Origin of the sequence: Acetobacter pasteurianus subsp. pasteurianus LMG 1262 = NBRC 106471, from assembly GCF_000285275.1 — a bacterium.
In the GTDB taxonomy this organism is placed as follows: Bacteria; Pseudomonadota; Alphaproteobacteria; order Acetobacterales; family Acetobacteraceae; genus Acetobacter; species Acetobacter pasteurianus.
The window spans coordinates 18,216-43,090 of record NZ_CADO01000009.1; the positions used below are offsets into that span (position 1 = coordinate 18,216).

The 24,875-nt window shown below is 52.9% G+C and carries 22 protein-coding genes and 1 other RNA gene; 8 read left to right on the forward strand and 15 right to left on the reverse strand.

The window, feature by feature from the left end:
- Positions 1-67: 67 nt before the first annotated feature.
- An RNA gene (ffs, locus tag APA10_RS14410) (signal recognition particle sRNA small type) lies at positions 68-165 on the reverse strand.
- 29 nt (positions 166-194) lie between these two features.
- Between ffs and APA10_RS03100 the strand changes: the two genes are divergently transcribed.
- From APA10_RS03100 to nagA, 3 genes are read left to right on the forward strand one after another with little or no spacing between them, the layout of a single operon-like run.
- Positions 195-737 carry a hypothetical protein gene (locus APA10_RS03100; RefSeq protein ID WP_080587111.1) on the forward strand — a complete coding sequence of 181 codons (543 nt, stop codon included), beginning with the start codon at positions 195-197 and terminating at the stop codon, positions 735-737.
- A 33-nt stretch (positions 738-770) separates the two neighbouring features.
- Positions 771-2,051, forward strand: a complete 1,281-nt coding sequence (gene gluP / locus APA10_RS03105) for a glucose/galactose MFS transporter (RefSeq protein WP_003629423.1) — start codon at positions 771-773, stop codon at positions 2,049-2,051.
- Complete coding sequence (nagA, locus tag APA10_RS03110; RefSeq protein WP_003629424.1) at positions 2,048-3,151, forward strand: N-acetylglucosamine-6-phosphate deacetylase; 1,104 nt, start codon at positions 2,048-2,050, stop codon at positions 3,149-3,151. The genes gluP and nagA overlap by 4 nt, the downstream gene beginning before the upstream one ends.
- A gap of 48 nt (positions 3,152-3,199) precedes the next feature.
- Here nagA and mdoH read toward each other — a convergent pair whose 3' ends face one another.
- The 3 genes from mdoH to APA10_RS03125 form a co-directional block, all read right to left on the reverse strand.
- A complete protein-coding gene (mdoH, locus tag APA10_RS03115; RefSeq protein ID WP_174714273.1) occupies positions 3,200-5,332 on the reverse strand; it encodes a glucans biosynthesis glucosyltransferase MdoH in 2,133 nt (710 codons plus the stop codon).
- A gap of 2 nt (positions 5,333-5,334) precedes the next feature.
- Complete coding sequence (locus APA10_RS03120) at positions 5,335-6,879, reverse strand: glucan biosynthesis protein (protein ID WP_003629426.1); 1,545 nt, start codon at positions 6,877-6,879, stop codon at positions 5,335-5,337.
- A 66-nt stretch (positions 6,880-6,945) separates the two neighbouring features.
- The gene (locus APA10_RS03125) at positions 6,946-7,311 is read right to left on the reverse strand and encodes a winged helix-turn-helix domain-containing protein (protein ID WP_003624903.1); all 366 of its coding nucleotides are present in this window, start codon (positions 7,309-7,311) and stop codon (positions 6,946-6,948) included.
- A gap of 69 nt (positions 7,312-7,380) precedes the next feature.
- Here APA10_RS03125 and APA10_RS03130 point away from each other — a divergent pair, with 69 nt between their 5' ends.
- Positions 7,381-7,893, forward strand: a complete 513-nt coding sequence (locus APA10_RS03130) for a GNAT family N-acetyltransferase (RefSeq protein WP_003629427.1) — start codon at positions 7,381-7,383, stop codon at positions 7,891-7,893.
- A 6-nt stretch (positions 7,894-7,899) separates the two neighbouring features.
- Here APA10_RS03130 and recA read toward each other — a convergent pair whose 3' ends face one another.
- Together recA and APA10_RS03140 are read right to left on the reverse strand one after the other, a co-directional pair.
- The gene (gene recA, locus APA10_RS03135; protein ID WP_276325077.1) at positions 7,900-8,925 is read right to left on the reverse strand and encodes a recombinase RecA; all 1,026 of its coding nucleotides are present in this window, start codon (positions 8,923-8,925) and stop codon (positions 7,900-7,902) included.
- A 261-nt stretch (positions 8,926-9,186) separates the two neighbouring features.
- Positions 9,187-10,644, reverse strand: a complete 1,458-nt coding sequence (locus tag APA10_RS03140) for a gamma-glutamyltransferase (RefSeq protein ID WP_003629429.1) — start codon at positions 10,642-10,644, stop codon at positions 9,187-9,189.
- Positions 10,645-10,691: 47 nt separating this feature from the next.
- Here APA10_RS03140 and APA10_RS03145 point away from each other — a divergent pair, with 47 nt between their 5' ends.
- Entirely contained in the window at positions 10,692-11,570 is an 879-nt protein-coding gene (locus APA10_RS03145; RefSeq protein WP_003629430.1) for a DsbA family protein, read from the forward strand.
- Positions 11,571-11,617: 47 nt separating this feature from the next.
- Here the strand turns inward: APA10_RS03145 and hemA are convergent, their stop codons facing one another.
- Together hemA and APA10_RS03155 are read right to left on the reverse strand one after the other, a co-directional pair.
- On the reverse strand, positions 11,618-12,925 hold the full coding sequence (gene hemA, locus APA10_RS03150) for a 5-aminolevulinate synthase (RefSeq protein ID WP_050923475.1): 1,308 nt from the start codon (positions 12,923-12,925) through the stop codon (positions 11,618-11,620).
- Positions 12,926-12,985: 60 nt separating this feature from the next.
- On the reverse strand, positions 12,986-13,462 hold the full coding sequence (locus tag APA10_RS03155) for a hypothetical protein (protein ID WP_003629431.1): 477 nt from the start codon (positions 13,460-13,462) through the stop codon (positions 12,986-12,988).
- A 157-nt stretch (positions 13,463-13,619) separates the two neighbouring features.
- Here APA10_RS03155 and APA10_RS03160 point away from each other — a divergent pair, with 157 nt between their 5' ends.
- From APA10_RS03160 to APA10_RS03170, 3 genes are read left to right on the forward strand one after another with little or no spacing between them, the layout of a single operon-like run.
- Positions 13,620-15,551 carry a transketolase-like TK C-terminal-containing protein gene (locus APA10_RS03160; RefSeq protein ID WP_003629432.1) on the forward strand — a complete coding sequence of 644 codons (1,932 nt, stop codon included), beginning with the start codon at positions 13,620-13,622 and terminating at the stop codon, positions 15,549-15,551.
- A gap of 52 nt (positions 15,552-15,603) precedes the next feature.
- On the forward strand, positions 15,604-16,626 hold the full coding sequence (gap, locus tag APA10_RS03165) for a type I glyceraldehyde-3-phosphate dehydrogenase (RefSeq protein ID WP_003629434.1): 1,023 nt from the start codon (positions 15,604-15,606) through the stop codon (positions 16,624-16,626).
- On the forward strand, positions 16,626-17,849 hold the full coding sequence (locus APA10_RS03170; protein ID WP_003629435.1) for a phosphoglycerate kinase: 1,224 nt from the start codon (positions 16,626-16,628) through the stop codon (positions 17,847-17,849). Before gap ends, APA10_RS03170 begins: the two co-directional genes overlap by 1 nt.
- 63 nt (positions 17,850-17,912) lie before the next feature.
- Here the strand turns inward: APA10_RS03170 and APA10_RS03175 are convergent, their stop codons facing one another.
- The 7 genes from APA10_RS03175 to APA10_RS03210 all read right to left on the reverse strand — a co-directional run bounded on the left by APA10_RS03175 (position 17,913) and on the right by APA10_RS03210 (position 24,501).
- A complete protein-coding gene (locus tag APA10_RS03175; protein ID WP_003629436.1) occupies positions 17,913-18,806 on the reverse strand; it encodes a DMT family transporter in 894 nt (297 codons plus the stop codon).
- Positions 18,807-18,865: 59 nt separating this feature from the next.
- Complete coding sequence (locus APA10_RS03180; RefSeq protein WP_003624925.1) at positions 18,866-19,528, reverse strand: tyrosine-protein phosphatase; 663 nt, start codon at positions 19,526-19,528, stop codon at positions 18,866-18,868.
- A gap of 177 nt (positions 19,529-19,705) precedes the next feature.
- Complete coding sequence (locus APA10_RS03190) at positions 19,706-20,488, reverse strand: succinate dehydrogenase iron-sulfur subunit (protein ID WP_003624930.1); 783 nt, start codon at positions 20,486-20,488, stop codon at positions 19,706-19,708.
- Positions 20,489-20,524: 36 nt separating this feature from the next.
- Positions 20,525-22,336 (reverse strand): succinate dehydrogenase flavoprotein subunit, encoded by a 1,812-nt coding sequence (sdhA, locus tag APA10_RS03195; protein ID WP_003629438.1) that lies wholly within the window; start codon positions 22,334-22,336, stop codon positions 20,525-20,527.
- 117 nt (positions 22,337-22,453) lie between these two features.
- Complete coding sequence (gene sdhD / locus APA10_RS03200; protein WP_003629439.1) at positions 22,454-22,867, reverse strand: succinate dehydrogenase, hydrophobic membrane anchor protein; 414 nt, start codon at positions 22,865-22,867, stop codon at positions 22,454-22,456.
- A gap of 1 nt (position 22,868) precedes the next feature.
- Entirely contained in the window at positions 22,869-23,342 is a 474-nt protein-coding gene (gene sdhC, locus APA10_RS03205; protein WP_012812271.1) for a succinate dehydrogenase, cytochrome b556 subunit, read from the reverse strand.
- Between the two features lie 136 nt (positions 23,343-23,478).
- Positions 23,479-24,501 carry an aspartate-semialdehyde dehydrogenase gene (locus tag APA10_RS03210; protein WP_003624937.1) on the reverse strand — a complete coding sequence of 341 codons (1,023 nt, stop codon included), beginning with the start codon at positions 24,499-24,501 and terminating at the stop codon, positions 23,479-23,481.
- Between the last annotated feature and the right edge of the window lie 374 nt (positions 24,502-24,875).

Consider the following 24,875-nt stretch of genomic DNA (forward strand, 5'->3'; position numbering starts at 1 on the left):
TGCCCGAAGAAAAAGTTCACGCCTTGTTTTATATGCGAAACACGTGCCGCATTGGCGGAAAATAACGGGTGGAAAGCCGAACAATGACCCGGACGAAACTTACCATGGCTGCTTCCTTCCGGATCTGACCGGGTTGGCAAGGTATCCGTCCACTGCCGACTTTCCGCTTTTTACATAACACTAAATGGGTGCGTATGCCAACCCTGTGTAGTAGCCACCAAAGCCCGTTGCTTTACCTTCTGGCCATGAACAGGCTAAAAACAGCACACCCCAGAAGCACAGACCTGTGTATTAAGAGAGTTTTGCGCGTGTTTTTATTCCGCCCTTCCACTCCGCTTTTTCGGCCATTTGCTTTGGCATCCCTCTTTTTTATGGGCTCTCTTGCTGCATCAGCAGTAGCGCGCGCAGATGATGATCCGCCGCCCCGTACAAACGTGCCCAATGCGCAACTGCAAAAAGAGCTGGCCGTTCTACATTTTAAACCAGAAGCAGCCAGCCCGGCCTGTATTGATGCCCTGAAAGAACTGCACAAAACACAGGATATGCTCAAAGCCGAAGAAGCTCGATCCCATGATCAGGATCTAGCTATTGCGGAAGATGTGCTGGAATCTGATTTTGAAAATTCCATAGAAATGTGCGCCCCAGATGTGCAGCGCTTGTGCGAAGCACCCAACCCATCTGCTGAGTTGGCACATACCTGTGAGAAAATTGACAGTCTGCCGGATTCAGCAAACTGATTTTTCTTTAAATCCAGAAAGGCTTGGCCCGGCATGCACAATCGCACCTTCTGGCGTGCCATTTCCTGCCCGGCGGGCCCTTATGGCTGGCCACCTCTTGTTCTGGTTGCAATATTATTTTTTATAATCGGCTTTGTAACCTGGTTGAACGGCCCCCTGATATCCTTTGTGAAAATTGCATTTTCTCTCGATGATATCAGTGCATTTTTAGTTCCTTTTGTTTTTTATATTTCCTACTTTTTATTCGCCATCCCGGCTGGCAGAATTGTAACAAAACAAGGCCTGCGGCAAAGCCTGATATATGCCCTAAGCATTATGACAGCAGGCATGATTGTTACAGGCCAATTTATGAAAGTGCCCTCCTACCCCGGCACATTATGCGGATTTTTAATTCTGGGAAGTGGGTTGGCGCTTCTACAGGTTGCCGTAAACCCTTACATAAGTTTTTTAGGCCCCGTAGACCGCGCTGCACAACGCATTGCAATTATGGGCATTTGCAACAAAGTTGGAGGAATTTTAGCGCCTGTTGCTTTGGCGGCATTTGCCATGCCGCATATTGGAGATTTGCCTTTGGTGCAAAGAAATTCTCTTTTGCAAAAACAATTCATTTCCACAATTTACTGGCCATATATAGGAATGGCTGCACTTTTAGCTTTAACCACTTTGTATATAAAATTTTCAAGTTTGCCTGATATAAAAACACCATTTTCAAACAACAAAGAAATTAACGCCCCAATGAAATTCAACCCAACCCTGTGGTTTGGTGTTATGGCCATGTTTCTTTACGTTGGCGTAGAAGTTCTGGCAGGAGACGCAATTGGCACTTATGCATCTGGGTTCCATATTCCATTAAATATCTCCAGCTTTTTTACATCAGCTACCCTTGTTTGTATGCTTTGTGGATATCTGGCGGGGTTGATATGTGTACCCCGCGTTTTATCCCAAGAGCGCGCCCTTATGCTTTCCTGTTTTACAGGTTCTGCCCTAAGCCTTTTGGCATACATGACGCATGGCTACCTATCCGTTGCATGCATTGCACTTCTTGGATTTTCAAACTCCATGATATTTCCATCTCTTTTCCCAACTGTTTTGAATTCCACTCAAAATAAAACCTCTTTTGTATCTGCATTGCTGGTTATGGCATATTGTGGAGGCGGCATTTTGCCGCAATGCTTTGTGTGGCTAAAACCCATTATAGGGTTTCAGGCAGCATTTTCTACACTGTCCTGCATATGCTATTTTGTAATTTCTTTATTTATTTTGTGTTTTTCAAAAAAAACTACACCACAAACTTCTAACGGCCAAATGACATGACAGAACTTTCCGGAAACCTTGTACTTTCCAATACAGTTGTAAGTGGAAAGATAAATTTCGAAACCACAATCCAGAACATTGCGCCCACCAAACATGAAATGGACCGCTATATTCTTCCGGGATTTATTGACGGACATATACACGGTGGCGATGGGGCAGATACTATGGATGGTGTAGAAGCCATTCATACACTCAGCAGGTTTCATGCCCGGCATGGCACAACCACATTACTACCCACAACAATCACCAGCCCTTGGCCGGATGTTATCAACACATTGCAGGCTATTGCTGAAGTTACCGGGCAACAAATTCCCGATGGCCCCATGATACACGGCGCACATCTGGAAGGGCCTTTTGTGAGCCCCCATAAACTTGGTGCCCAGCCCCCTTTTAATATCCCACCAACCCCAGATAAAGTTTCAGAAGTCCTCGCCACAAACTGCGTGCGTGTAGTGACATTGGCACCAGAGCTACCCCACGCACAAACCGCCATGGAAAGTTTTGCCAAAGCTGGTGTGTGCGTAAGCCTTGGCCACACCGTTGCCAGTTATGAACAAGCCCATCAGGCTATTTGCCATATTTGCAAAGCTGGTGGTGTGGCTGGCGGCACGCATCTTTTTAACGCTATGCCCCCTATTGAAAGCCGACGCCCTGGCCCTGTTACAGCCTTGATGTGCAGTGACGCCTATGCCGAGATGATTTTTGATACACACCATATTCATCCAGCAACATTCCAATTGGCGCAACGCGTTATGCCGGAGCGGCTTGTTTTTGTAACCGATGCCATGCGTGCTGCTGGCTTGCCAGATGGCCCAAGCCAGCTTGGTGGGCAGGACGTGATTGTAGAAAATGGTACGGCACGCTTACCAAATGGCAGCCTTGCAGGAAGTGTGCTGACACTGGATGTCGCCCTGCGTAATGCCATAAATACCGGAACACCGCTGCACGAAGCTGTAGCGCTTTTAACGCGCAATCCGGCAAACTATCTGGGGCTGCATGACCGCGGTACACTGGAAACCGGAAAACGTGCTGATTTTGTTGTGATGGATTCTAACCTGCACGTGCAGGAAGTATGGGTAGGCGGCCAGCGTATTCATTAAAAATGACGGGAAGAGTTTTTGTTTGCTTCCCGTCATAATACGTCAGATTTACTCTGAAAGCTGCAGAACGCTTTCCACGCCTTTGCGCGTGCCAAGCACCGCAGCTTTTTCTTTGACTGTAAGCTTGTGTTCAACTTCAGAAACCGTGTGAGATTCTGAAAGCTTCACCAAACCCACCAACTGATCTGCATTAATAGGATCGCCAGCTTTGCGTTCTGGTGGCAGCATAGCCATATGTGCCTGCGCCAGCCCTACATCTGCCCGCAAAGCGCGCAAAGCATCTTCCGGAAGATCTGGTGCCTCATCACTTTCGCGGTCTTGCTCTACCTTTTTGAGAACATCCGGCATGTTGGTTTCTTCTGGCACCAGAAGTAGGCCAGCTTTACGAAAATCCAAGCCCACATTACGGCTGCTGGTAAACGCTACCAGAGGAATGGAAAAAACCAGACCCAACAAAACAGGTGTCATCCAGAAAAACAGTGATGGAGAAACAACCCATGCTCCAGCACCCAACAACAAACCAAAAATGGTAAAACGCCCATATTGGCGCACAATATCCATAAACGGTACGCCGCCGTCATCTCGCCGCTGTGCATTCCAACCGGAATCATGGCCTGTGAGAATAGAAAATACGCCGAGCGTTTGAATCAGCATGGCTATTGGAGCAATCAAGCCACCAATCAGCGTTTCCACCAATATGGAACCTGCCGCACGTATGGCACCACCACACCCTTTGCAATTTTCTCTATCCAGCAAGAGCGCGATATAAGCGAGAAGTTTTGGTGCCAACAGCACAATCATGGTGCCAATAAACACGTACTTCGCCTGCACTGGGTCAACATGTGGCCAGTGTGGATAAAGAAGCTTTGTTTCACCAAAATATTCAGGCCGCTCAAAATGAGCCTGCAAGGAAATGAGAATACCTGTTAGCAAAAATACCAGCCACAAGGGGGATGTTACATAAGCCCCGATGCCAACAATCATGTGCATCCGGCTAACCCAATGCAGCCCCTTTGTTGGCAGAACCTTGACGTGCTGCAAATTGCCTTGGCACCAACGCCTATCACGAATGGCAACATCGGTAAGAGATGGAGGGCTTTCCTCATAAGAACCATCAAGCGCTGGTACCATATGAATGGCCCAGCCCCCACGGCGCATCAGGGCAGCTTCTACAAAGTCATGGCTTAGAATATGCCCACCAAAAGGTGGCTTTCCCGGCACATGCGGCATACCCGCTTGCTCTGCAAAAGCGCGTGTGCGGATAATGGCATTATGGCCCCAGTAATTTCCTTCTGAGCCATGCCACCATGCAATACCGTATGCAATAACTGGCCCATACACACGGCCTGCAAACTGCTGCAAACGTGCAAACAGTGTTGTGCCGCCAGTAATAACCGGAAGTGTCTGTATCAGCCCTACACCGGGATTACGTTCCATTGCTGCGGCCATACGCACCAACGTAGCGCCAGACATAACGGAGTCTGCATCCAACGTAACCATGTGGTCATACGCTCCGCCAAAGCGGCGTACCCATTCCCCTAGGTTACCTGCCTTACGCTCCACATTGTTATGACGGCGGCGGTAAAAGATATGATCATATCCGCCAGTTTCTTCACGCAGCGCCAGAAATGCAGCTTCTTCCTCTACCCACACATCCGGGTTTGTAGTGTCCGATAAAATAAAGAAATCGAACGCAGCCAGTTCTCCCGTTTCCTGCAAACTATCGTAAATGGCTTTCAGCCCCGCCATAACGCGACGAGGAGGCTCATTATACGTGGGCAGCAAAACGGCGTTGCGCCGCGCAAGCTGAGGCAAAGGGCCAGACTTGCTAATCCCCAGTCCAAGCCCTCCATGCGCAACCAGAGAACAGAACCCGGCAACCGAAGATGTGAATGCCAGTGCAATCCACATAAACAAAGCAATAAACAGCAGCAGCATGATCACACCCAAGGTGGAAACACCTGCCTCATCCATCACTTTATGTGTGCGCCATGCCCCATAGGCCGTTAGCAGCAAGGCTGAGCCAATAACAGCCAGTCGACGCAACACAATATTCCGCGGAGAGGTAATAGGCGTGCGGCCACGCCATGCCATATTGGGTGCAGCATGAAAATCCTGCACCGGCATATCCAACGGAGATTCTGAAGGGAGAGCACGAAACATTTGTGTAGAATCCGGCATGTTTACGGCGTCCATCGGTACAACCACTGTTCGGATACTGGCCCGGCATCCGTTTCCAACGCGCAGCTTAGATCTGCCACCTTGGCATCACCCGGCACAAACTCAAATGTTGTGCGCCACCCGTTGATTTCCGGATTTGGCTCTACAACAACATTACGAATTGTGCCCGCAGATGCTTGGGGAGAAACGTGAAAATGCATGTCCTTTGGCAGGTGCTCGAAAGGTGCTCCCACAAAATCTATAGCAAAGAAGCGGGCAGTTTTATCATCCACCACAGCGCCAACACGTGTGGCTCCAATACGCGCCAGTGGAGTGGGGAAAGGAGCATCCCACCCCCAGTACATGCGATAGGTAAAGCTGTATTCCTTGCCTGCCTGCAGGGGTTCCTTAGGCCGCCAGAAGGCAACAATATTATCGTTCACTTCATTAGGCGTGGGAATTTCCACCAGATCTACCCAACCCGAACCCCAATCTCCAATAGGCTCAATCCATAGGGAAGGACGCTTTTCATAATGCAAGGCCAGATCTTCATAATCATGAAAAGAGCGCCTGCGCTGCATTAACCCGAAACCGCGCGGAGAGGTATCGGAGAATGTTGAAAACTGGAGATCAAGCGGATTACGCAATGGCCGATAAAGCTGTTGGTCTGCACCTGTCCACATTTGCAGGGCTTCGCTATCATGCGCAGCAGGGCGCCAGTCATCAATGTGATTGCGATCGTTCCCGTCAAAATAGAACATGCCCGTCAGTGGCGCGATGCCAGATTGTTCTATTTTAGTGCGTGGGAATAATGTGGATTGCACATCAAACACCGTGCTCTCACCTGGGCGGATAGTAAAACGAAAAGCCCCTGTAAGAGATGGGCTATCTAACAGCGCATGAATGACAACAGACTGCACGCCAGGCTGAGGTTTTTCCAACCAGAAAGCACGGAAAAGCGCAAATTCCTCACCTTTAGGGTCCCCCGTACCATCGGCAAAACCGCGTGCAGAAAGCCCGTAAATCTGGTCTTTACCGACTGCACGGAAATACGATGCCCCCAGAAAAACACAGAACTCTTCCATCACTCCGGGGGTGTTAATTGGAGCACGCAGGCGCAAACCAGCAAAACCCAGATTATCATCTACCCGCAAAGAAGAATCTGCATATGTAAACAAGTCTGGAGAGTAAGGGACAGCCGCAGCCTGCCCGTTTTGCACTTCGTAAATTTCGATCCGCGGCTTGTATAAAAAACCACGCGGATAAAATTCCACATCAAAACCCAGATTATCACCAGCCCACAAGGCACGGTCCGGGCGATAGGCAATGCTCCGGAACTGATCAAAATTCAGGTTGGAAAGTGCCTTTGGTAACGTCTGGTCTGGCGCCTTGTAAGCCCCGTTTGCCAGCCTGCGAGCAATCTGCGCAACTGTGTTATCATCAAATGCGCCTGTGGCACTTACCAGCCCTTCGGCGTGCGCCCGCCCAATGGCACCCCCTACCAGCGAAGCCAGAGTAGCACCCGCCCCTGCCTTGATTACATCACGTCGCTGCACATTTGCTGACACGTCTGTCTCCCGTTCTTTTGCTAAATTTTATGGGATGGTTTTTTCATTGCTCTGAAGAGACCCATCTCATTCTGGTGAGGTTTTTTGTGGGCACACAGACAATAAACTTTCCAGTTCCGCCATATCGGAACTGGCTGCCTGAGCAGCCTTATCTTCAATCTGACGATACAGGGTGACAACCGCTTTACCTGTGGGCGTAAGGAAAGCCCCACCGCCCCCACCGGGACGTGTGATAACCAGAGGTTCCTTAAAAAGCTGGTTCAGATTATCTACCAACAGCCATGTACGACGATAAGACATGCCCATGGCACGCCCTGCCGCTGAAATGGAACCCGTTTCTTCCAACTTTTCCAGAAGATGTATCTTGCCGTGCCCCAACGCAGGCTTACCATCTGCATCTAGCCGCAATGTCAGTCTTACTCGTGCCGTCATGCCTACCCACTTTTCCAGTTATCAGCCTTTGAGTTGAATAACTGTATAAGGAAAAAACGGAAATTCTATATGACTCCCAGCGCAGATACCACTTGGCGTGCCATGACACCAGATGATCTTACCGGTGTTATGACATTAGCTGCCCGTGTTCATCCTGATTACATGGAAGATCTGGCTGTTTTTGAAGAACGCCTGAAACTTGCACCCAGTGGCTGCTTTTCTCTTGTACGAGATAAAGAAGTGCTTGGCTATCTGATAAGCCACCCATGGCAAGGCCTTGTTTCCCCGCCATTAAATACTTTGCTGCATACTCTGCCTAATCAGGCAGACAGTTGGTATATTCATGATCTTGCCCTGTCCCCCACAGTAAGAGGGCAAGGTTTTGCACAACAGGCTTTAGTATTGGCAGAGCAAACAGCCCGCAGGCATAATCTGCACACTCTTCTCTTAACATCTACCTGCCACGCCATTGGCTTTTGGCAAAAAGCAGGTTTTACGGATGCGCCCACCAATAAAGCAGAACAGGCGGTGCTGGCATCTTATGATGCACAAGCCCGCCTGCTTTACCGCGCTATAAATTAAAGAAGTTCAGTCACCTTCTTGGTGTTCTGGTGCCACCATCATGGCCTCGGCAACAACACCGGCGTGTTCACGCACACGGCGTTCGATATCTGCGGCCATTTCTGGATGATCACGCAGGAACTGTTTGGCGTTTTCACGCCCCTGCCCAATGCGCTGACTATCGTATGAAAACCAAGCCCCGGATTTTTCGACAACACCAGCTTTTACGCCAAGGTCAATCAGCTCACCCACCTTGCTGATACCTTCACCGTACATGATATCAAACTCTACCTGACGGAAAGGCGGCGCCATTTTGTTTTTAACAACCTTTACGCGCGTCTGGTTACCAGTAACCTCATCCTTGTCCTTAATGGACCCGATACGGCGAATATCCATACGCACGGAAGAATAGAACTTCAGGGCGTTACCACCCGTGGTTGTTTCCGGGTTCCCAAACATTACACCAATTTTCAGGCGGATCTGGTTCAGAAAGATCATCAGAGTATTGGAGCGTGCCACCGTGCCTGTAAGCTTACGCAGCGCCTGGCTCATCAAACGTGCATGAAGACCAACATGGCTATCGCCCATATCCCCTTCCAGTTCTGCACGTGGCACCAATGCGGCAACACTATCCACCACCAGAACATCAATCGCGCCGGATCGCACAAGTGTATCTGCAATTTCCAGCGCCTGTTCACCCGTATCTGGCTGGCTGATCAGCAGGTTATCTACGTCCACACCCAGCTTTTTGGCATAACTGGGGTCCAGCGCATGTTCGGCATCAATAAAAGCACATGTGCCGTCACGTTTTTGCGCTTCTGCAATAGCATGGAGCGCAAGCGTGGTTTTACCAGAACTTTCTGGCCCGTAAATTTCCACCACACGCCCACGGGGCAACCCACCAATTCCGAGCGCAATATCCAGCCCAAGGGAACCTGTAGGAATAACATCTGCCTCTACTTTGGGCCGCTGCCCCAAGCGCATGACAGAACCCTTGCCAAAAGCACGTTCAATCTGCCCCAGCGCGCCTTCGAGAGCCTTTGCCTTATCCATTTTTACCATTCCCTTCCTGTGGGCCGGACTGCCAGATGTATGTAAGGCCCTTGAATGTGCATAACGCACCATGCACGAAAGATTATGCGTTTAATTCCTGCCATAAAGCCCCTGCGGCAGCAACGAATGTACCGGGTAACCGCTTTATGAAAACTTTTTGCTACTGTTGCCATCTCTCACTGTTCTATTAAGAACAAATTGGCAACTTTTCAAGATGGCAGCGTGAGATTAAGCTGCCATCTTTTAAGATTCTGAAAATTATCAGCTCTTTTTCCCATGATCGGAAGAAAGAGCTAGCCCGAACCCTCTGGGGTCTGTCCAACCAAAGCATTTGCTGCCATCGCCCGGCAAGCCGGCTGGGCAGGACACAAAATTGGCACGGCCTACACCGTTGGTAACCTGTGGCCGACTACCCACTATTGCAGCCTGCAACGCAACGGCTGCCGTATCTGCCGCTACATTCTGCCCAGATGCGGTAGCCGCAGCCTGAAACTGGTTATTACCGCGGTGCGCAATGGCAACAGGCAGAAGCGGCAGGGGTTTCCGCACCGGAGAAGCCCCCAGCATAATGCCTGTGGAACCAGCAATACGCCCGGTACCAAACAGATTGTTCATGGTGAATGCACAGCCAACAGATTCCCCCTGCCTATCCGTCACCACAAAAGATGTAGAAGCAGGCAAGGCTGGCAGAACAGAGCCAGCAGGAATATGGCCAGAGTTCAGAAGAGCCTGTGCATCTGCAATACTGGTGGCCGCCCCTTTTGCACCTTGTCGGGCACGCCAACCAGATACTGCCGTTTCGGCCCTTACACGACCGCCATTCTGCCCCACATTGGAGAGGTATGCAGCAGCCATACCAAACCCGCCATCTGCAGGCGGTGGCAGAAAGCTGATATCAACACCATCAACGCGTGCTGTAAGCGGCTGGGCCGCCACGGGAACAGCCGCGCGCAAATCCAGCGTTGTTAGCCCGGCACCTGCAACACGCGCGGCATCGGCAAATGTCTGGCCCAAGGCTCCAGCATAAAGATCACCCACACCAGCAATGCGCATCCGCTCCAGCGCACCTGCCAAACGTGTTTGCACCATCACGTCATCCGCCACCAGCACGTTACCGTTGGCATTACCAAAAATGGCACGGGTTCTTTCATCTGCCAGCAAGGGTGCCTGAACAGCAGCAAGGTCAGAGGCCAACAATCCGCCTACCGGCACCCCGCGGGAAGCCAGATTACGGGCCGGCAACAGCAGATCAGCAAAATCCACACTGCCATAACGCAGCTGCATCAAATACAGGCCACGGGCCAGCATGGGCACAGAAGCGGGGCGATCTGCCCCGGCATCATTCAACCCGGCTCTGGGCAGAAACACAAAAGCTTGCCCAGCACTATCACCCGGCTTCCATGCCAGACAGGCACCACCGCCACCCAAAGATGCGCGGGAAGGCAGCGTAACAGAAAGAGCGAGCCCAAGGGCTGCCGCAGCATCGGCTGCATTGCCCCCTTTGGCCAGAACATCGCGCCCCACCAAAACGGCCTGCGGTTCATCCGCCACAACTTCTCCCACAAACCCGGTTTCCACCGGCTGTGCGATATGGCTGCCAGAACTACAGGCTGGCAGAACAGAGGTAAGAGCAAGAGCCAAAGCCCCCGCACGCTTGCGAGAACCAGAAAGCACGGTTTTAAACCGCGTAAAACGGGGAATAATAGAACGGGCGGCCACGCCTTGCTTTCTCCACTACTGGGCCCGTCCGGCGGGCAGTCGTCTGGATGGTATCTCTCTGGATTAACCTGCTTTACGGCGGGCAGCAACAGCCCAACCTTGCCGTAATGACCGCACGTGCCATACCATTCCAGTTTATGGACAAGGACACCATGCAGAATCTGAAATCTTTCTTCCGCCTTACAGCGGGCGCTGGGGCACTGGCTGCCGCTCTGTTTTGTGCGGACTCCGCGCCGGTACGTGCAGCAGATAGCAGCTTTACACCTGCCCAGCGCGCCGAAATCGTCAACATCATGCGCAACGCCCTGAAAACCGACCCCTCCATTCTGTCGGATGCGATTGCCTCCCTGCAAAATCAGGCCGCAGCGCAGACAAGTGCCTCTGCGCTCGACCTGGTTCGCCATAACAAACCGCTTTTTGGTGGCAGCTCTACTGATGTGGTGTTGGGGAACCCGCAGGGTACCCTGAATGTAGTGGAGTTTTATGACCCACGCTGCCCTTACTGCCGTAAGGTGCTGGATGATCTGGATGCACTTGTTGCCGCAGAACCAGACCTAAGACTGGTGGAAAAAGTTATTCCTGTTCTTGGGCCAAACAGCACGCTGGATGCACAGGCCATTATGGCTGCTGGCTTGCAGGGCAAATACATTCCGTTCCAAAAAATCCTGATGACGGATTCTTCTGCCCCTGGGATGGATCGAATCCGGAATGCAGCACGGCAAGCCGGGCTGGATACGGATAAGCTGGTGAAGGACATGAAAAGTTCGGCCGTCACCACAGCGCTGGCAAAAAATGTTGCTCTGGCCCGCTCCATCAATCTGGAAGGAACGCCTACCTTCATTATTGGGGATCAGGCCATTATCCCCGGTGCTGTTTCTTTATCTGAACTTAAAGCTGCCGTGGATAAGCTGAAAAGCAGCCACTAATCCTGTTTGGTGGGTGCGTTAAAACCCGCACCCACCAGAAATGCTTTTTACGCGGCCGAGCAGGCTGCCTGACGTGCTGGCATAATGCCTTCTTCACGCAGCAGAACACCCAGCGCATTAATCAAGTCATCCATCATCTCATCCGTGTGGAACGGCCCCGGCGTAAGGCGCAGACGCTCCGTGCCCTGCGGCACAGTCGGATAATTGATGGGGGTTGCGTAGTGCCCATACTCTGTCAGCAAGCGGCGGCAGATGCGCTTGCAACGCTCTGCATCACCAATGGGAATGGGCACAATATGGCTGGGTGTCATGGTAAATGGCACACCGGCAGCCCGCAGGCGGTGGCGGAACGTATTCACGCGCTCAAAAATAGATTCACGCCGCCAGTTTTCCGCACGCACCTTGCGCACACTGGCAAGCGCCCCTGCCACAACCGGTGGCGGCAGTGCTGTAGTGAAGATGAACCCGGAAGCTGTAGAGCGCAGAAAATCTACAATCTCAGCAGAAGCTGTAATGTAACCGCCATGCACACCAAAGCCCTTGGCCAGTGTGCCTTCGATAATATCAACCTGATCGGCCACACCATCGCGCTGGGAAACACCGCCGCCTTCCTGACCGTACAGGCCCACGGCATGTACTTCATCCAGATAGGTCAGCGCATTATATTTACGGGCAAGCGCACAGGTTCCGGCGATATCGGAAATATCACCGTCCATGGAATAAACGCTCTCAAACGCGATCAGCTTGGGAGCATCTTTTGGCGCTGCCGCCAATTTTTCTTCCAGATCTTTCAGGTCATTATGTTCGTAAATGACTGTCTGAGACCCGCGAGCACCTTTGATGCCTGCAATCATGGATGCATGATTCAGCCGGTCTGAAAAACAGATCCAACCTGGCATGGATGTCAGAATAGTTTGCAGGCTGGCCTGGTTGGAAACATAGCCAGAAATAAACAGTAGCCCAGCTTCCTTACCGTGCAAGGAAGCCAGTTCTGCTTCCAACTGCGTATGCAGCGGGCTTGTGCCTGCAATATTACGCGTACCACCTGCGCCAGCCCCATGTTCCCGAATGGCGGCGATAGCAGCGTCCTGCACCTCCGGCACAACGCCCATGCCCAGATAGTCATTGGTTGACCATACAATAACTTCACGCCCTTGCGGCAGATCACGCACGGCCTCTTCATACAAAGGAAAGCGCTCTGCCTGACGGGCCAATGGCGTAAAGGTTCTGTAACGCCCCTGATGTTTGATCTGATCCAGCGCCTGATGGCAGTGATCATAAAAAGGATGGCGGGCGTTTTTTATCGCTCCCACGCTAACTTTCTCCTCGCTTCTCGTCAGAAACGGTCGGGGCATGGCGCGTACCCATCGGCCGTCTGGCCTGTGTGTTCACACGTTTGTGTATATAGTGCTGCTTTACCGCACATACACCCGCACAACCGGTTTCGTCACGGAAGAATCCGGCATAGCGGACATTTCCACCTGCGCTTCCGATGCTCCGGCGTTAATCATTTCCTGCAACACGGCGCGGCCATCACCCTGCACCAAGTTCATCAGGGAAGATTGTTCCGCATCTGCATTGGCCTGTGGCGGCACCAGACATCTGACAACAAACAGAACATCAGGTTTGCGGCTAAGGGCAAGACGCGTGATCTGATCAACCGGTCCTTCCCACTGCGATGCAGGGGTACCTGCTGCCAGCTCAATCAACGGCGGCACAGGCGGCGGACCCGGCGGCGGCGGCGGAATATACGGCTTGGGTGCCACACCTGCGTTCGGGTTGAAGGTTTTTTGATCAACCAGCTTGCAGCCTGTCATGCCAACCAGCACGCACCCCGCAACAACAACACGGAGAAAAGACCCTTTTTCTATCACTTGGGAAACGGGCAGCATAACAGGACAGTTCTCCACCAGAACGTGTAATGGCAATTCAACATGGCTTTACAAAGCCATTTCTGTTTCTTTCGCGCTCTCCTGCACCGTGTGCAAGTCCTTTGGGCCTTTTCTTACCCTTTTCAGCAGCAAAATTTCGTTCCACACTCTCTTTCCAATGGCACAGGCCACACTCATAGAGCATCCATTTACCTCCCCTGCGACAGCCCTGCCTGCGCAGGATACAGTTGTGCTGCGCCTATGTGCGGCGGCTCGCCTGCTTTTAGGGAAAGCCAGAAATTCTGCGCATCTGGCGCTACTGCAAACACTTTGCCTGCCTGTTACGGCACTATGGTGCCGCGTGCTGCGTTTTGATCCAGCACACCCCGATTGGCCGGACCGGGACAGATTTGTTGTGCCCTCCGCCACCCTGCACCCTTTATTGCAGGCCATGCTGCACCTTAGCGGCACTTACGCGTTTTCCGAGTCCCCTTTGGAATATGGCATGCATCCGGGCGTAGAAACCGCCCCTGGCCCTGCTGGGCAAGGCATCGCAGCTGCGGCTGGTATGGCACTTGCAGAACACCTTCTGGCAAAACGCTATGGGCGTTCATTGGTCAACCACCGGACATGGGTGCTGGCGCGCGATGGAGATTTGGCCACTGGCGTTGCCATGGAAGCCGCGCAGCTTGCCGGTCGTTTTGGCCTGACCCAACTTGCTGTTCTCGTCAGCCCCACGCCGGGAGCAGATAGAACCGAGTTCTCAAACTCTCTGGCGCGTTTTAGCGCATCAGGGTGGAGCATCCGTAAAGTAGATGCATCACAGTTAAGCGCCATCAACGGTGCTCTAGCGGCCACCTTGCGGGCTAAAAAACCAACACTTATTGCCTGCATGCCGCCTGAAAGCCCGCAAACCTTTCGTCCTCAACCATGCCTATCACCAGAAGAGGAACTGACAGGCCCGTGGAGCCCAACAGCCCGACGCGGCGCCACAGCATACCGTTCATGGCTTAAACGGCTGGCCAGACATCGCCTGCGCACAGCTTTTGAGCGTGAAACTGCTAACACCTTACCGAGCTTGCTCATGGAGGACTGGAGCCGGCTGTGCCGCCGCGCCATGCAGCCCACACATCAGGCCTCCACCCAGCAAGCCGCCATAACCAGCCTGCATACGCTTTCTGCCCTTTTGCCAGAGCTTACAGTTTTAACCGCAACATCTGCATTGCCTCGCACCTCTGCGGCAGCGCACATTCAACCAGACTGGCCATGTAATATTCAGGAACATGGTATGGCCGGAATGTTAAATGGCATGTCCTTGCATGGCGGCATTTTACCTTGCGGCATTGCCAGTATGATTACGGTGGACCGTATGCGCGCCGCACTCCGTATGGCTGCGCTGATGCGCCAGAAAATTATCTATCTTTTAACAGATGATGGGCTGGCCCTCAGCCATGATGGTGCAAGCTGGCAACCGGTGGAACAACTTGCCAGCCTGCGCGCCATGCCGCATCTGGCCGTTTTTCGGCCCGCAAACGCACAGGAAGCCTTTGCCTGCTGGAAGGCAGCCATCCGCTGGCAATCTGGCCCGGCTGTTATCATGCTCTGCCCCAACCCGCCCGAACATTCCTATGCTGTGCCCATGCAGGGATCTGCCGCACGCGGAGGATACATTCTGCACGGCAGTGCTACGCGGCATGTCACCCTTATGGCTTCTGGCCCAGAAGTGAGCATTGCATTGGAGACGGAGCAGCTCTTGCGGCAACATGGCGTGCAGGCCGCTGTTGTTTCCATTCCCTGTTGGGAAGTGTTTTCCAACCAACCAGAAGCTTACAAAACTGCCATTCTGGGCACAGATGTGCTGCGTGTGGGAATTGAAGCTGCCTCTGGCTTTGGATGGGAACGCTGGCTAGGCAGCCAAGGATTTTTCGTTGGTATGGATGATTTTGGCGTATCCGCACCTGCCAACGCGGTGTATGAACGTTTTGGCATTACTGCCGGAGCGATTTGTGCGCGGGTTTTAAAACACTTGCGTACATCCGGCGCCATAGAAGAAAGGTTCCTTCAGGCGCCATCACCTACCTCCCGCCAGCAAGAGCGGGAGCCGTTGTAACAATAAGAAGATCGTACAAGATCACAGAACGACAGAACGGAGAAAGAAAACCATGGCAGTCAAAATCGCTATCAATGGCTTCGGACGCATCGGCCGCCTTGTGCTGCGCGGCATTATTGAAAGCGGACGCACCGATGTTGTGCCGGTAGCTATCAATGATCTGGGCAGCGTAGAAGCCAATGCCCATCTGTTAAGCTATGACAGCGTGCATGGTCGCCTGCCTGCTGATATCCGGGTGGATGGCAACAAAATTATTGTCACCGCCAACGGTCGCACATGGGACCCCATTACCGTTTCTGCGGAACGTGATCCCTCCAAGGTTCCTTTTCAGGGCGTTGACGTGGCCATGGAATGCACGGGCCTGTTTACCTCCAAGGAAAAAGCACAGCCGCTGCTTACAGCTGGCGCACGTAAGGTGGTTATTTCCGCACCAGCTACAGATGTGGATGCCACCATTGTTTACGGTGTGAACCAGGATGTACTGACACCGGACATGACCGTGATTTCCAATGCATCCTGCACCACCAACTGTCTGGCCCCAATGGCCAAGGTGCTGGAAGATGCGTTCGGGATTGAACGTGGCTACATGGTCACCATTCATTCCTACACGGGTGATCAGCGCACGGTAGACACGCTGCACAAGGATCTGCGCCGCGCCCGCGCAGCTGGCCTGAACATGATCCCGACCTCTACCGGTGCAGCCCGCGCTGTTGGTCTGGTTCTGCCACAGCTTAAAGGCAAGCTGGATGGCACCGCCATTCGTGTTCCTACCGCCAATGTTTCCATCGTTTCTCTGGACTTTGTGCCTAAAAACACACCGGCTTCAGTTGAAGACGTCAACAACGCCATCAAAGCCGTTGTCGACTCCGGCAAGATGAAAAACGCTCTGGCGTATTCTGATGCACCGCTCGTCAGTTCTGATTTCAACCATGCACTGGCATCTTCAACATTCGATGCAACACAGACCGCATTGGTAGATGGTGGCAAACTTGTTCGTGTCTGCTCCTGGTACGATAACGAATGGGGCTTCTCCAACCGCATGTCTGATACAGCAGCTCTGTTCGGAAGCCTGTAATGGCAGAACTTCCTTTCAGCACGCTGGATACGCTTGACCCCAAGGGCAAACGTATTCTGCTGCGTGTGGACCTGAACGTGCCCATGAAGGACGGGAAGGTTACAGACGAAACACGTATTGAACGTGTTGTGCCCACCATTCGCGAACTGGCTGAAAAAGGCGGGCGGGTTATTCTGCTCAGCCATTTTGACCGGCCAAAAGGCAAGGTGGTGCCGGATATGTCGCTCCAGCCCATTGCTACGGCTCTGGCCACAGCTTTGGGGCGGCCTGTCAGCTTTGCGCATGATTGCATTGGCCCGGATGCCGAAGCCGCTGCGCGCTCCATGCAGGATGGAGACATCCTGCTGTTGGAAAACACGCGCTTTCAGCCGGGTGAAGAAAAGAACGATGCAGGCTTGTCCGCAGCCCTCGCCAGCCTTGGCGATGTGTATGTGAACGATGCCTTTTCTGCCGCGCACCGTGCACATGCTTCTACCGCTGGCGTTGCAGCCCATCTGCCATCTTATGGTGGCCGATTGATGCAGGCAGAGCTGGAAGCTCTATATGCTGCGCTGGAAAATCCGGAACGGCCTGTTGGGGCTATTGTGGGCGGCGCAAAAATTTCCACCAAACTTCAGCTGCTTGAAAATATGCTGGCAAAGGTGGACATGCTGGCTATTGGTGGCGCCATGGCCAACACGTTTTTGGCTGCCAAGGGCCTACAGGTTGGCAAATCCCTGATCGAAAAAGACATGCTGGATACAGCACGCACGATTATGGAACAGGCCAAAGCCAAAAACTGCGATCTGATCCTTCCGGTAGATGTTGTGATTTCGGAAGATTTTATTGCAGGAGCACCCACACAGGTTGTGCCTGTAACGGCCATTCCTGATGGCTGGATGGCACTAGACGTTGGACCAGAAACCGTAAAGCTGCTGCAAAGCAAACTTGCTGGTTTGAAAACGCTGGTCTGGAACGGGCCTTTGGGCGTGTTTGAACTGCCTCCGTTTGATGAAGGCACAAATGCTGTTGCTCAGGCTGCTGCCCAACTGACGCAGGAAGGCAAACTGAAAACCGTAGCCGGTGGTGGAGATACTGTTTCCGCCCTGCGGCATGCGGGTGTGCTGCATAAGATGTCTTATGTATCCACCGCAGGCGGGGCTTTTCTGGAATGGCTGGAAGGCAAGGTGCTTCCCGGCCTGACAGCTATCAGCACAACACTGGAAAAAACCCTGCCAATCTAAGCACGGTTTTAAAGTTCTATTCTTGCAAAACCACTTCAGACCTTGTGTCTGGAGTGGTTTTTTTTATGCTGTCTTTTCAGCTTTCAACTGCGGGCGTGGATGCCCGTACATTTGCATCAACCCAACACCCGCCATAACAATACACCCACCAATAAGGGTGCGCGCATTTGGCACTTCTCTCACCAACACAAACGCCAGCAGAAGCGTTGTGGGAGAAAGCAAATATAACAAGCCGGAAGAACGAGCGACACCCACCTGCCCTACCACATGCGCCCAGGCGCCATACCCCAGAATAGACGGGAACACCCCCAACACCCCAACCAACGCCCAAGCTGGCCAACCATTATGCGTGTTTATGGCACTGGGAAGCCACGGCAGAAGCAGACCTGCGCCAATTAGCAAAATATAAGCCGTAGTCACCAACGCTCCGTAGCGCGTTACCAAAGGCCGTTGGAGCAGATAGTATGTTGCAGAGCATAAAGCTGCTGCCAGCATAACCGTGGTGCCAGAACCGAAACCTAACCCGCCGGGTTGGCCGCTCCCAATAATCACCACACCGGTAAAGCTGATGAGAGAACCCAGCCACCCCCACACAGTCAGTCGTTCGTTCAAGAACAGAACAGCGGCAATAGCGGCTAAAAAAGGGGCTGTATTCAACAACAGACTGGCTGCGCCAGCAGAAACTGTCTGTTCACCCGTATTGAAAAGAATATTGTAAAGCGCAATGCCAATGCCGCCACACGCCAAAAATCGTGGAATATCTTTTAGTCGCGGTAATGCTGGGCGCTTTACACACAACCAGCACACAACAAGGCACGCAGCCACCATATAACGGGCCGCAGCTAACGGAACAGGTGCAAAAAAAGGAAGTGCCAGCCGCACAACCGGATATGCACATGCCCAAGAAAGCAATGCAGCCACAACGGCCAGAACAGGCACAGGTTTATGAGGAACCATTCAGTATCAGGCCCTGCAATTAAAAAGGATCATGGAAACCGTGATCTTTTTTACCGCACCTATTCGCGCCGCAAAACCTGATCTGTCAGAAAAGAAGAAAGCTTATTTGCCACAAACTCTTCTTTTAGCGCGTGCTCATCATATTCATTCCGCACCCATTCAAGAAAAGGCATGCGACCTTCTCCCTCCGCCTGATAATGCAGGAAAAATGCATCCAGAATACCTGTGCGAGAACTCCGGAAATGCCCGTATTTCCAAGACAGTTCCTTAAGCGCCTGTTGGGCAGATCCACCTTCAAACAGCACCACCAAGCCAGACGCCAAACCGGCGCGATCTGCGCCCGATTTACAATGCATCAGCATTGGAAAATCCAGCTTCTGGTACATATCCGCAAAACGCAGAATTCTATCCTTATGGGGCGCACCACGGCTTTCAAACGCCATATCTACATGGTGCAAACCAAGGCCGCGTGCAGCATTGCGAGAGAGGGCATCAGACCCGCATTTTCTATGCCCACGTAAGTTCACCAGCGTACGCAAGCCCAACCGTTCCATGGCTCTTTTCAAGCGCGCTGGGGTGGGGTGGTTACACCGATATACTTTGCCCGGAATAACCGCGTGAAAATTCGTCCACATCAGGCGGAAAATGGCGTGATCTACAAACAGGCTGTCAGTCCAGGCCCGCGCACGGCCAGATGATGAAGAAAGATGGCCGTCAAACACGAAAAACCTCACTACCAAACAGATCGTCTTCTAGCAGGTTTCATGTTCCACCTTCCTTTGCTGCCGTCAATGCAGAAGGGCAGGAAGATGAAGTATCTTCGCTTGGGTTACAAAAAACCCGGCAGGGCAAAGCCATACCGGGTTTTTTGTAAATCGACTGCCTGGAAAGACGAAAAATCAGACTTTCCGTTCCAGTTGCAGTTCCTTGATACGCCCAATGGCCTTGGCCGGGTTCAGACCCTTCGGGCATGTCTGGGTGCAGTTCATGATGGTACGGCAGGCATACAGTTTGAAGGTATCTTCCAGCCCATCCAGACGGTCACCCGTATGTTCATCGCGGCTATCAGCAATCCAACGATACGCTGCCAGAAGAACGGCTGGGCCTAGATACTTGTCCCCATTCCACCAATAGGATGGGCAGGATGTTGTGCAGCAGAAGCACAGAATGCATTCCCACATCCCGTCCAGCTTGGCACGTTCCTCAATGCTCTGCTTCCGTTCGGAATCTGGCGGAGGAGCACTGTCTGCCTGCATCCAAGGCTGGATAGAGCGCAACTGCGCATAAGCACCATCCAGATTGGACACCAGATCTTTTACAATTGGCATATGCGGCAGCGGATAGATGCGCACATCGCCTTTGATGTCCTTGATGGGTTTCAGGCACGCAAGCGTGTTTTCCCCATCAATGTTCATGGCGCAGGACCCACAAATTCCTTCACGGCAAGAGCGCCGGAATGTCAGTGTGGGGTCTATTTCGTTCTTGATATGGATGATGGCATCCAGCACCATTGGCCCGATAGTATCCAGATCAAGTTCATAGCTATCAATAACCGGGTTTTTGTCATCATCCGGGGTCCAACGATAAATCCGGAATGTTCTGACATTTTTTGCACCGGCTGGTGCGGGAAAGGTTTTACCTTTCCCGATCGTGCTGTTGCGCGGCAGTCTGAGTTCAACCATGTTCGCCTCCCTTTATCGCCCGTTCGTTCCGATAACTCAGTAAACGCGCTTTTTGGGTGGGAAGACCTGCACATCATCGGTCAGGGTCTTCATATGCACCGGACGGTAGGTCAGCTTCACGCCGCCCTTGTCATCCAGCCACGATACGGAATGCTTGAGCCATTCCTTGTCATCACGGTTAGGATAATCATCCCGCGCGTGTGCCCCACGGCTTTCATGCCGTGCAAGGCCGCTTTCCAGCGTGACAGTGGCGTTTGCCAGCAGGTTTTCAAACTCCAGCGCTTCCATCAGATCGCTGTTCCAGATCAGGGAGGAATCTGCCACAGAGATATCGCTCACGCCGGTCCAGATATCGCGAATCTTGTCCACGCCTTCCTGCAGGCTTTCCTGCGTACGGAACACAGCGGCATGTGTTTGCATATCACGCTGCAAGCGCTCACGCAGGGCAGAAACCTTGGTGCCACCCTTGGCGTAACGCAGCCGGTCCAGCCGATCCAGTGCAGCTTCACCAGCACCAGCAGGTAGCGGACGGGTAAAGTCTGTTGGCTTCACCACTTCCGCAGCACGACGGGAGGCTGCACGGCCAAACACGATAAGATCCAGCAGAGAGTTTGTGCCCAAACGGTTTGCACCATGCACGGAAACACAAGCTGCTTCACCCACAGCCATCAGGCCCGGCACAACTGCATCCGGGTTATCCGGAGTTGGGCGCACTACTTCACCATGAATATTGGTGGGAATACCACCCATATTATAATGCACGGTTGGCAGAACCGGCACGGGCTCCTTGGTCACGTCCACACCGGCAAAGATGCGTGCCGTTTCAATAATACCCGGCAAACGCTGGTGCAGAAGATCAGACCCAAGGTGCTCAAGGTGCATCATGATGTGGTCTTTTTTCGGACCACAACCACGGCCTTCCTTGATCTCGATTGTCATGGCGCGAGAAACCACATCGCGCGAGGCCAGATCCTTGGCCGTTGGCGCATAACGCTCCATAAAGCGTTCGCCTTCGGAGTTGGTCAGATAACCACCTTCACCACGGCAGCCTTCTGTCAGCAGGCAGCCTGCTGGATAGATGCCGGTGGGGTGGAACTGCACAAATTCCATATCCTGCGTAGGAATACCCGCACGCATGGCCATACCGTTACCATCACCCGTACAGGTATGGGCAGAGGTGCAGGACTGGTACGCACGGCCATAACCGCCGGTAGCCAGCACAACCATCTTGGCGTTGAAACGGTGGATTGTGCCATCATCCTGGCACCAGGCCATCACGCCACGGCATTCACCTTCCTCATCCATGATGAGGTCAATGGCAAAATATTCGACGAAGAATTCAACATTGTGCTTGAGGCACTGCTGATACAGCGTGTGCAAAATGGCATGGCCGGTACGGTCAGCCGCAGCACAGGCGCGTGGTACAGGCGCCTTACCATAATCGCTCATATGCCCACCGAAGGGGCGCTGATAAATCTTGCCATCTTCCGTGCGGGAGAACGGCACACCAAAGTGCTCCAGTTCGCGCACAGCAGGCACGGCCTCACGGCACATAAATTCAATGGCGTCCTGATCGCCCAGCCAGTCAGACCCCTTTACGGTGTCATACATGTGCCAGCGCCAGTTATCTTCGGCCATGTTACCCAGAGAAGCCCCGATGCCCCCCTGTGCAGCCACAGTATGGCTACGTGTTGGGAAAACCTTGGTAACGCATGCGGTGCTTAGCCCTGCGGCGCCCATTCCCAACGTTGCACGCAGGCCCGAACCACCTGCTCCCACAACCACAACATCATAAGCGTGATCAACAATTCGGTAAGCTCCCCGTGACGGAGAGGTATTGGCGTTCATCGTGACGGCGCTCCCATTGCGTTCGGCCTGTCAGTCTTTTCAGGTTCGTGCCACAGCGCTTCAGGCTTTGGGGCGCTGGCGGCACAGGCTCTTGATTCTATAAGGCGGTGGCCCGGCTTATTTGGCAGTACTACCGCGCACAAACAGCTTGATAACGGCAATTACGCCCAGCAGCCCCAACAAAGAGGTGCCAATTTTAACAAGCAAGCGGGTAGGCAGATGCGCCTTGCCATGCACGTAATCATCCACAATGACCTGCAGCCCAAGCTGAGCATGGTAGAAAGTGGTGATGATCAAGGCGATCAGCATGGTCGCGTTTACGGGCTTGCCGCCCCACTTCACCACTTCTGTATGATCTGCGCCGCCAAGGCGGAACATCTGCACCACAAACCACGTTGAAAGTGGAAGTAGGGAAGCTGCCGTTACACGTTCGGCCCACCAGTGGGCTACACCGGAATGCCCGGCCCCAAGCCCGCGTGCCCGCCCAAGCTGGGAGCGCATGACTTCAATATGAGGAGCAGAAGCATTCATGTCAGGACACCTTTCCTGCTTTGGCGCGGCTGCGTTTGCGACAAATGGAAACAGCCAGAAGGCCAGCCGCCAGAACAGTGCTGACACCAGCGGTAACACCCACGGCTACCGGGCCATCCTTGTTAACTTCCTTTTTGTCGTACCGGTAACCGCTATCCCAGATCAGGTGGCGAATACCGCCAACCGTGTGGTAAATAACAGATGCCAGCCAACCAAGTAGCACAAGCTGCCCAAGCGGGTTGCCCGTAACCTTACGCGCTGTAGCAAAGGCTTTTGGCCCTTTGGCCGCAGCCCCAAGCCAGAACACACCCAGTGTTGCACCTGCTGTTGCGATAACGCCCGTAATACGGTTCATAATGGAAAGAACCATGGAAAGGCGATAACGGTAGACCTGTAAATGCGGCGACATGGGCCGCTGAATAAGTCTGCCGTCACTTCGGCTCCCTACATAGAGGGCCTTGCGGATATCCTGCATTGTCTGCCTCGTACCCCGTCTCTATCCCGTAGCGCCGGCTGGATCCGGCGTTTGCATCGTTTTTGTCCTACGCCCCACCCCTCTGGCCGGTCAATTCAACAGACCAACACGAGGCCGAGAGGGGTGGGATTCTCACTCAACCGTGTCTGGGCAGGAGATCGAGAGCAATCATGGTTTCGGCAATCTGCACCGCGTTCAAAGCCGCACCTTTCCGCAGATTATCGGACACACACCAAAATGCGAGACCATTGGGAACTGTTGGATCGACACGAAGGCGTGAAACGTAGGTTGCATCTTCACCCACCGAGTCAATCGGAGTCACGTAGCCACCATCTTCACGCTTATCCAGCACCACAACGCCTTCTGCTTCACGCAGGGCTTCGTAGGCACGCTTGATGTCAACGGGTTCTTCAAACTCAGCCACAACAGATTCAGAGTGACCAATAAACACGGGCACACGCACACAGGTGGCAATCACGTCTACATCCGGGTCGAGAATTTTCTTTGTCTCGACTCGCATCTTCCATTCTTCTTTGGTCGCGCCATCATCCATAAACACATCGATCTGCGGAATGCAGTTGAAGGCGATCTGCTTCTGGAACTGCTCAATCTTGGGTGGATCATTCACAAAGGTGCCGCGTGTCTGGGCGAACAGCTCATCCATGCCGTCCTTACCTGCACCGGAAACCGCCTGGTAGGTGGACACCACAACCCGCTTGAGGGTGAACAGATCATGCAGCGGCTTAAGTGCCACCACCATCTGAATGGTGGAGCAGTTGGGGTTGGCAATAATGTTGCGCTTGATCTGCTTAAGGGCATTCGGGTTTACTTCTGGCACCACCAGCGGCACATCCGGATCCATACGGAAGTGAGAGGTGTTGTCGATCACCACGCAACCTGCCTTGGCAGCAATAGGTGCATATTTTGCAGACACAGAGCCACCGGGGGAAAACAGTCCAACGTCCCATCCGGTGAAATCAAATGTTTCAAGGTTCTGCACTTTCAGAACCTGATCTCCGAACGAAACTTCCCGCCCGGCAGAACGCGGCGAGGCCAGAGCCACAATTTCATCAACCGGAAATTCCCGCTCCGCCAGTGTTTTGAGGATTTCACGCCCCACGGCTCCAGTCGCGCCTACAACAGCAACCCGATATCCCATAATCCACCTGCTTTTGATCTTGTATATATGTCGGCCATATATATGGCCTGATGGCGGCAGACCCTAGACCATTACGCAACCAAATGGAATTGCCCGCCACGGGCAGCTGCCCCAGTGATTGCACGCCCCGCGGCTTTTTTCTGTACACTCCAAAACATTGATACCCACCCGAAACAGAAACCCACTGCCATGGTGAGCCGTTTAAGCGCACGACATACGGAACAAGGGGCAAGCCAGCGCTAAACAAAAATACAATAAATTACTTGAACACTATGACTTATATTTTTGATACACATCATTGCAGCCTCCCTGCGCGCCGTAGTGTCATGACTTTTGTGCCTCAGGCAGGATGCAAAACCTGTTCTGACCTTTGC

Excerpts from the sequence above, each read along its gene's own strand:
- APA10_RS03160 (WP_003629432.1), top strand. The coding sequence starts at position 13,620 with ATGGCACAGGCCACACTCATAGAGCATCCATTTACCTCCCCTGCGACA.
- hemA (WP_050923475.1), bottom strand. The coding sequence starts at position 12,925 with ATGCCCCGACCGTTTCTGACGAGAAGCGAGGAGAAAGTTAGCGTGGGA.
- sdhC (WP_012812271.1), bottom strand. The coding sequence starts at position 23,342 with ATGCAGGATATCCGCAAGGCCCTCTATGTAGGGAGCCGAAGTGACGGC.
- APA10_RS03210 (WP_003624937.1), bottom strand. The coding sequence starts at position 24,501 with ATGGGATATCGGGTTGCTGTTGTAGGCGCGACTGGAGCCGTGGGGCGT.
- APA10_RS03170 (WP_003629435.1), top strand. The coding sequence starts at position 16,626 with ATGGCAGAACTTCCTTTCAGCACGCTGGATACGCTTGACCCCAAGGGC.
- recA (WP_276325077.1), bottom strand. The coding sequence starts at position 8,925 with ATGGATAAGGCAAAGGCTCTCGAAGGCGCGCTGGGGCAGATTGAACGT.
- APA10_RS03190 (WP_003624930.1), bottom strand. The coding sequence starts at position 20,488 with ATGGTTGAACTCAGACTGCCGCGCAACAGCACGATCGGGAAAGGTAAA.
- APA10_RS03145 (WP_003629430.1), top strand. The coding sequence starts at position 10,692 with ATGGTATCTCTCTGGATTAACCTGCTTTACGGCGGGCAGCAACAGCCC.
- mdoH (WP_174714273.1), bottom strand. The coding sequence starts at position 5,332 with ATGCCGGATTCTACACAAATGTTTCGTGCTCTCCCTTCAGAATCTCCG.
- gap (WP_003629434.1), top strand. The coding sequence starts at position 15,604 with ATGGCAGTCAAAATCGCTATCAATGGCTTCGGACGCATCGGCCGCCTT.
- nagA (WP_003629424.1), top strand. The coding sequence starts at position 2,048 with ATGACAGAACTTTCCGGAAACCTTGTACTTTCCAATACAGTTGTAAGT.
- APA10_RS03175 (WP_003629436.1), bottom strand. The coding sequence starts at position 18,806 with ATGGTTCCTCATAAACCTGTGCCTGTTCTGGCCGTTGTGGCTGCATTG.
- APA10_RS03100 (WP_080587111.1), top strand. The coding sequence starts at position 195 with ATGCCAACCCTGTGTAGTAGCCACCAAAGCCCGTTGCTTTACCTTCTG.
- APA10_RS03130 (WP_003629427.1), top strand. The coding sequence starts at position 7,381 with ATGACTCCCAGCGCAGATACCACTTGGCGTGCCATGACACCAGATGAT.
- sdhD (WP_003629439.1), bottom strand. The coding sequence starts at position 22,867 with ATGAATGCTTCTGCTCCTCATATTGAAGTCATGCGCTCCCAGCTTGGG.
- APA10_RS03155 (WP_003629431.1), bottom strand. The coding sequence starts at position 13,462 with ATGCTGCCCGTTTCCCAAGTGATAGAAAAAGGGTCTTTTCTCCGTGTT.
- sdhA (WP_003629438.1), bottom strand. The coding sequence starts at position 22,336 with ATGAACGCCAATACCTCTCCGTCACGGGGAGCTTACCGAATTGTTGAT.
- gluP (WP_003629423.1), top strand. The coding sequence starts at position 771 with ATGCACAATCGCACCTTCTGGCGTGCCATTTCCTGCCCGGCGGGCCCT.
- APA10_RS03125 (WP_003624903.1), bottom strand. The coding sequence starts at position 7,311 with ATGACGGCACGAGTAAGACTGACATTGCGGCTAGATGCAGATGGTAAG.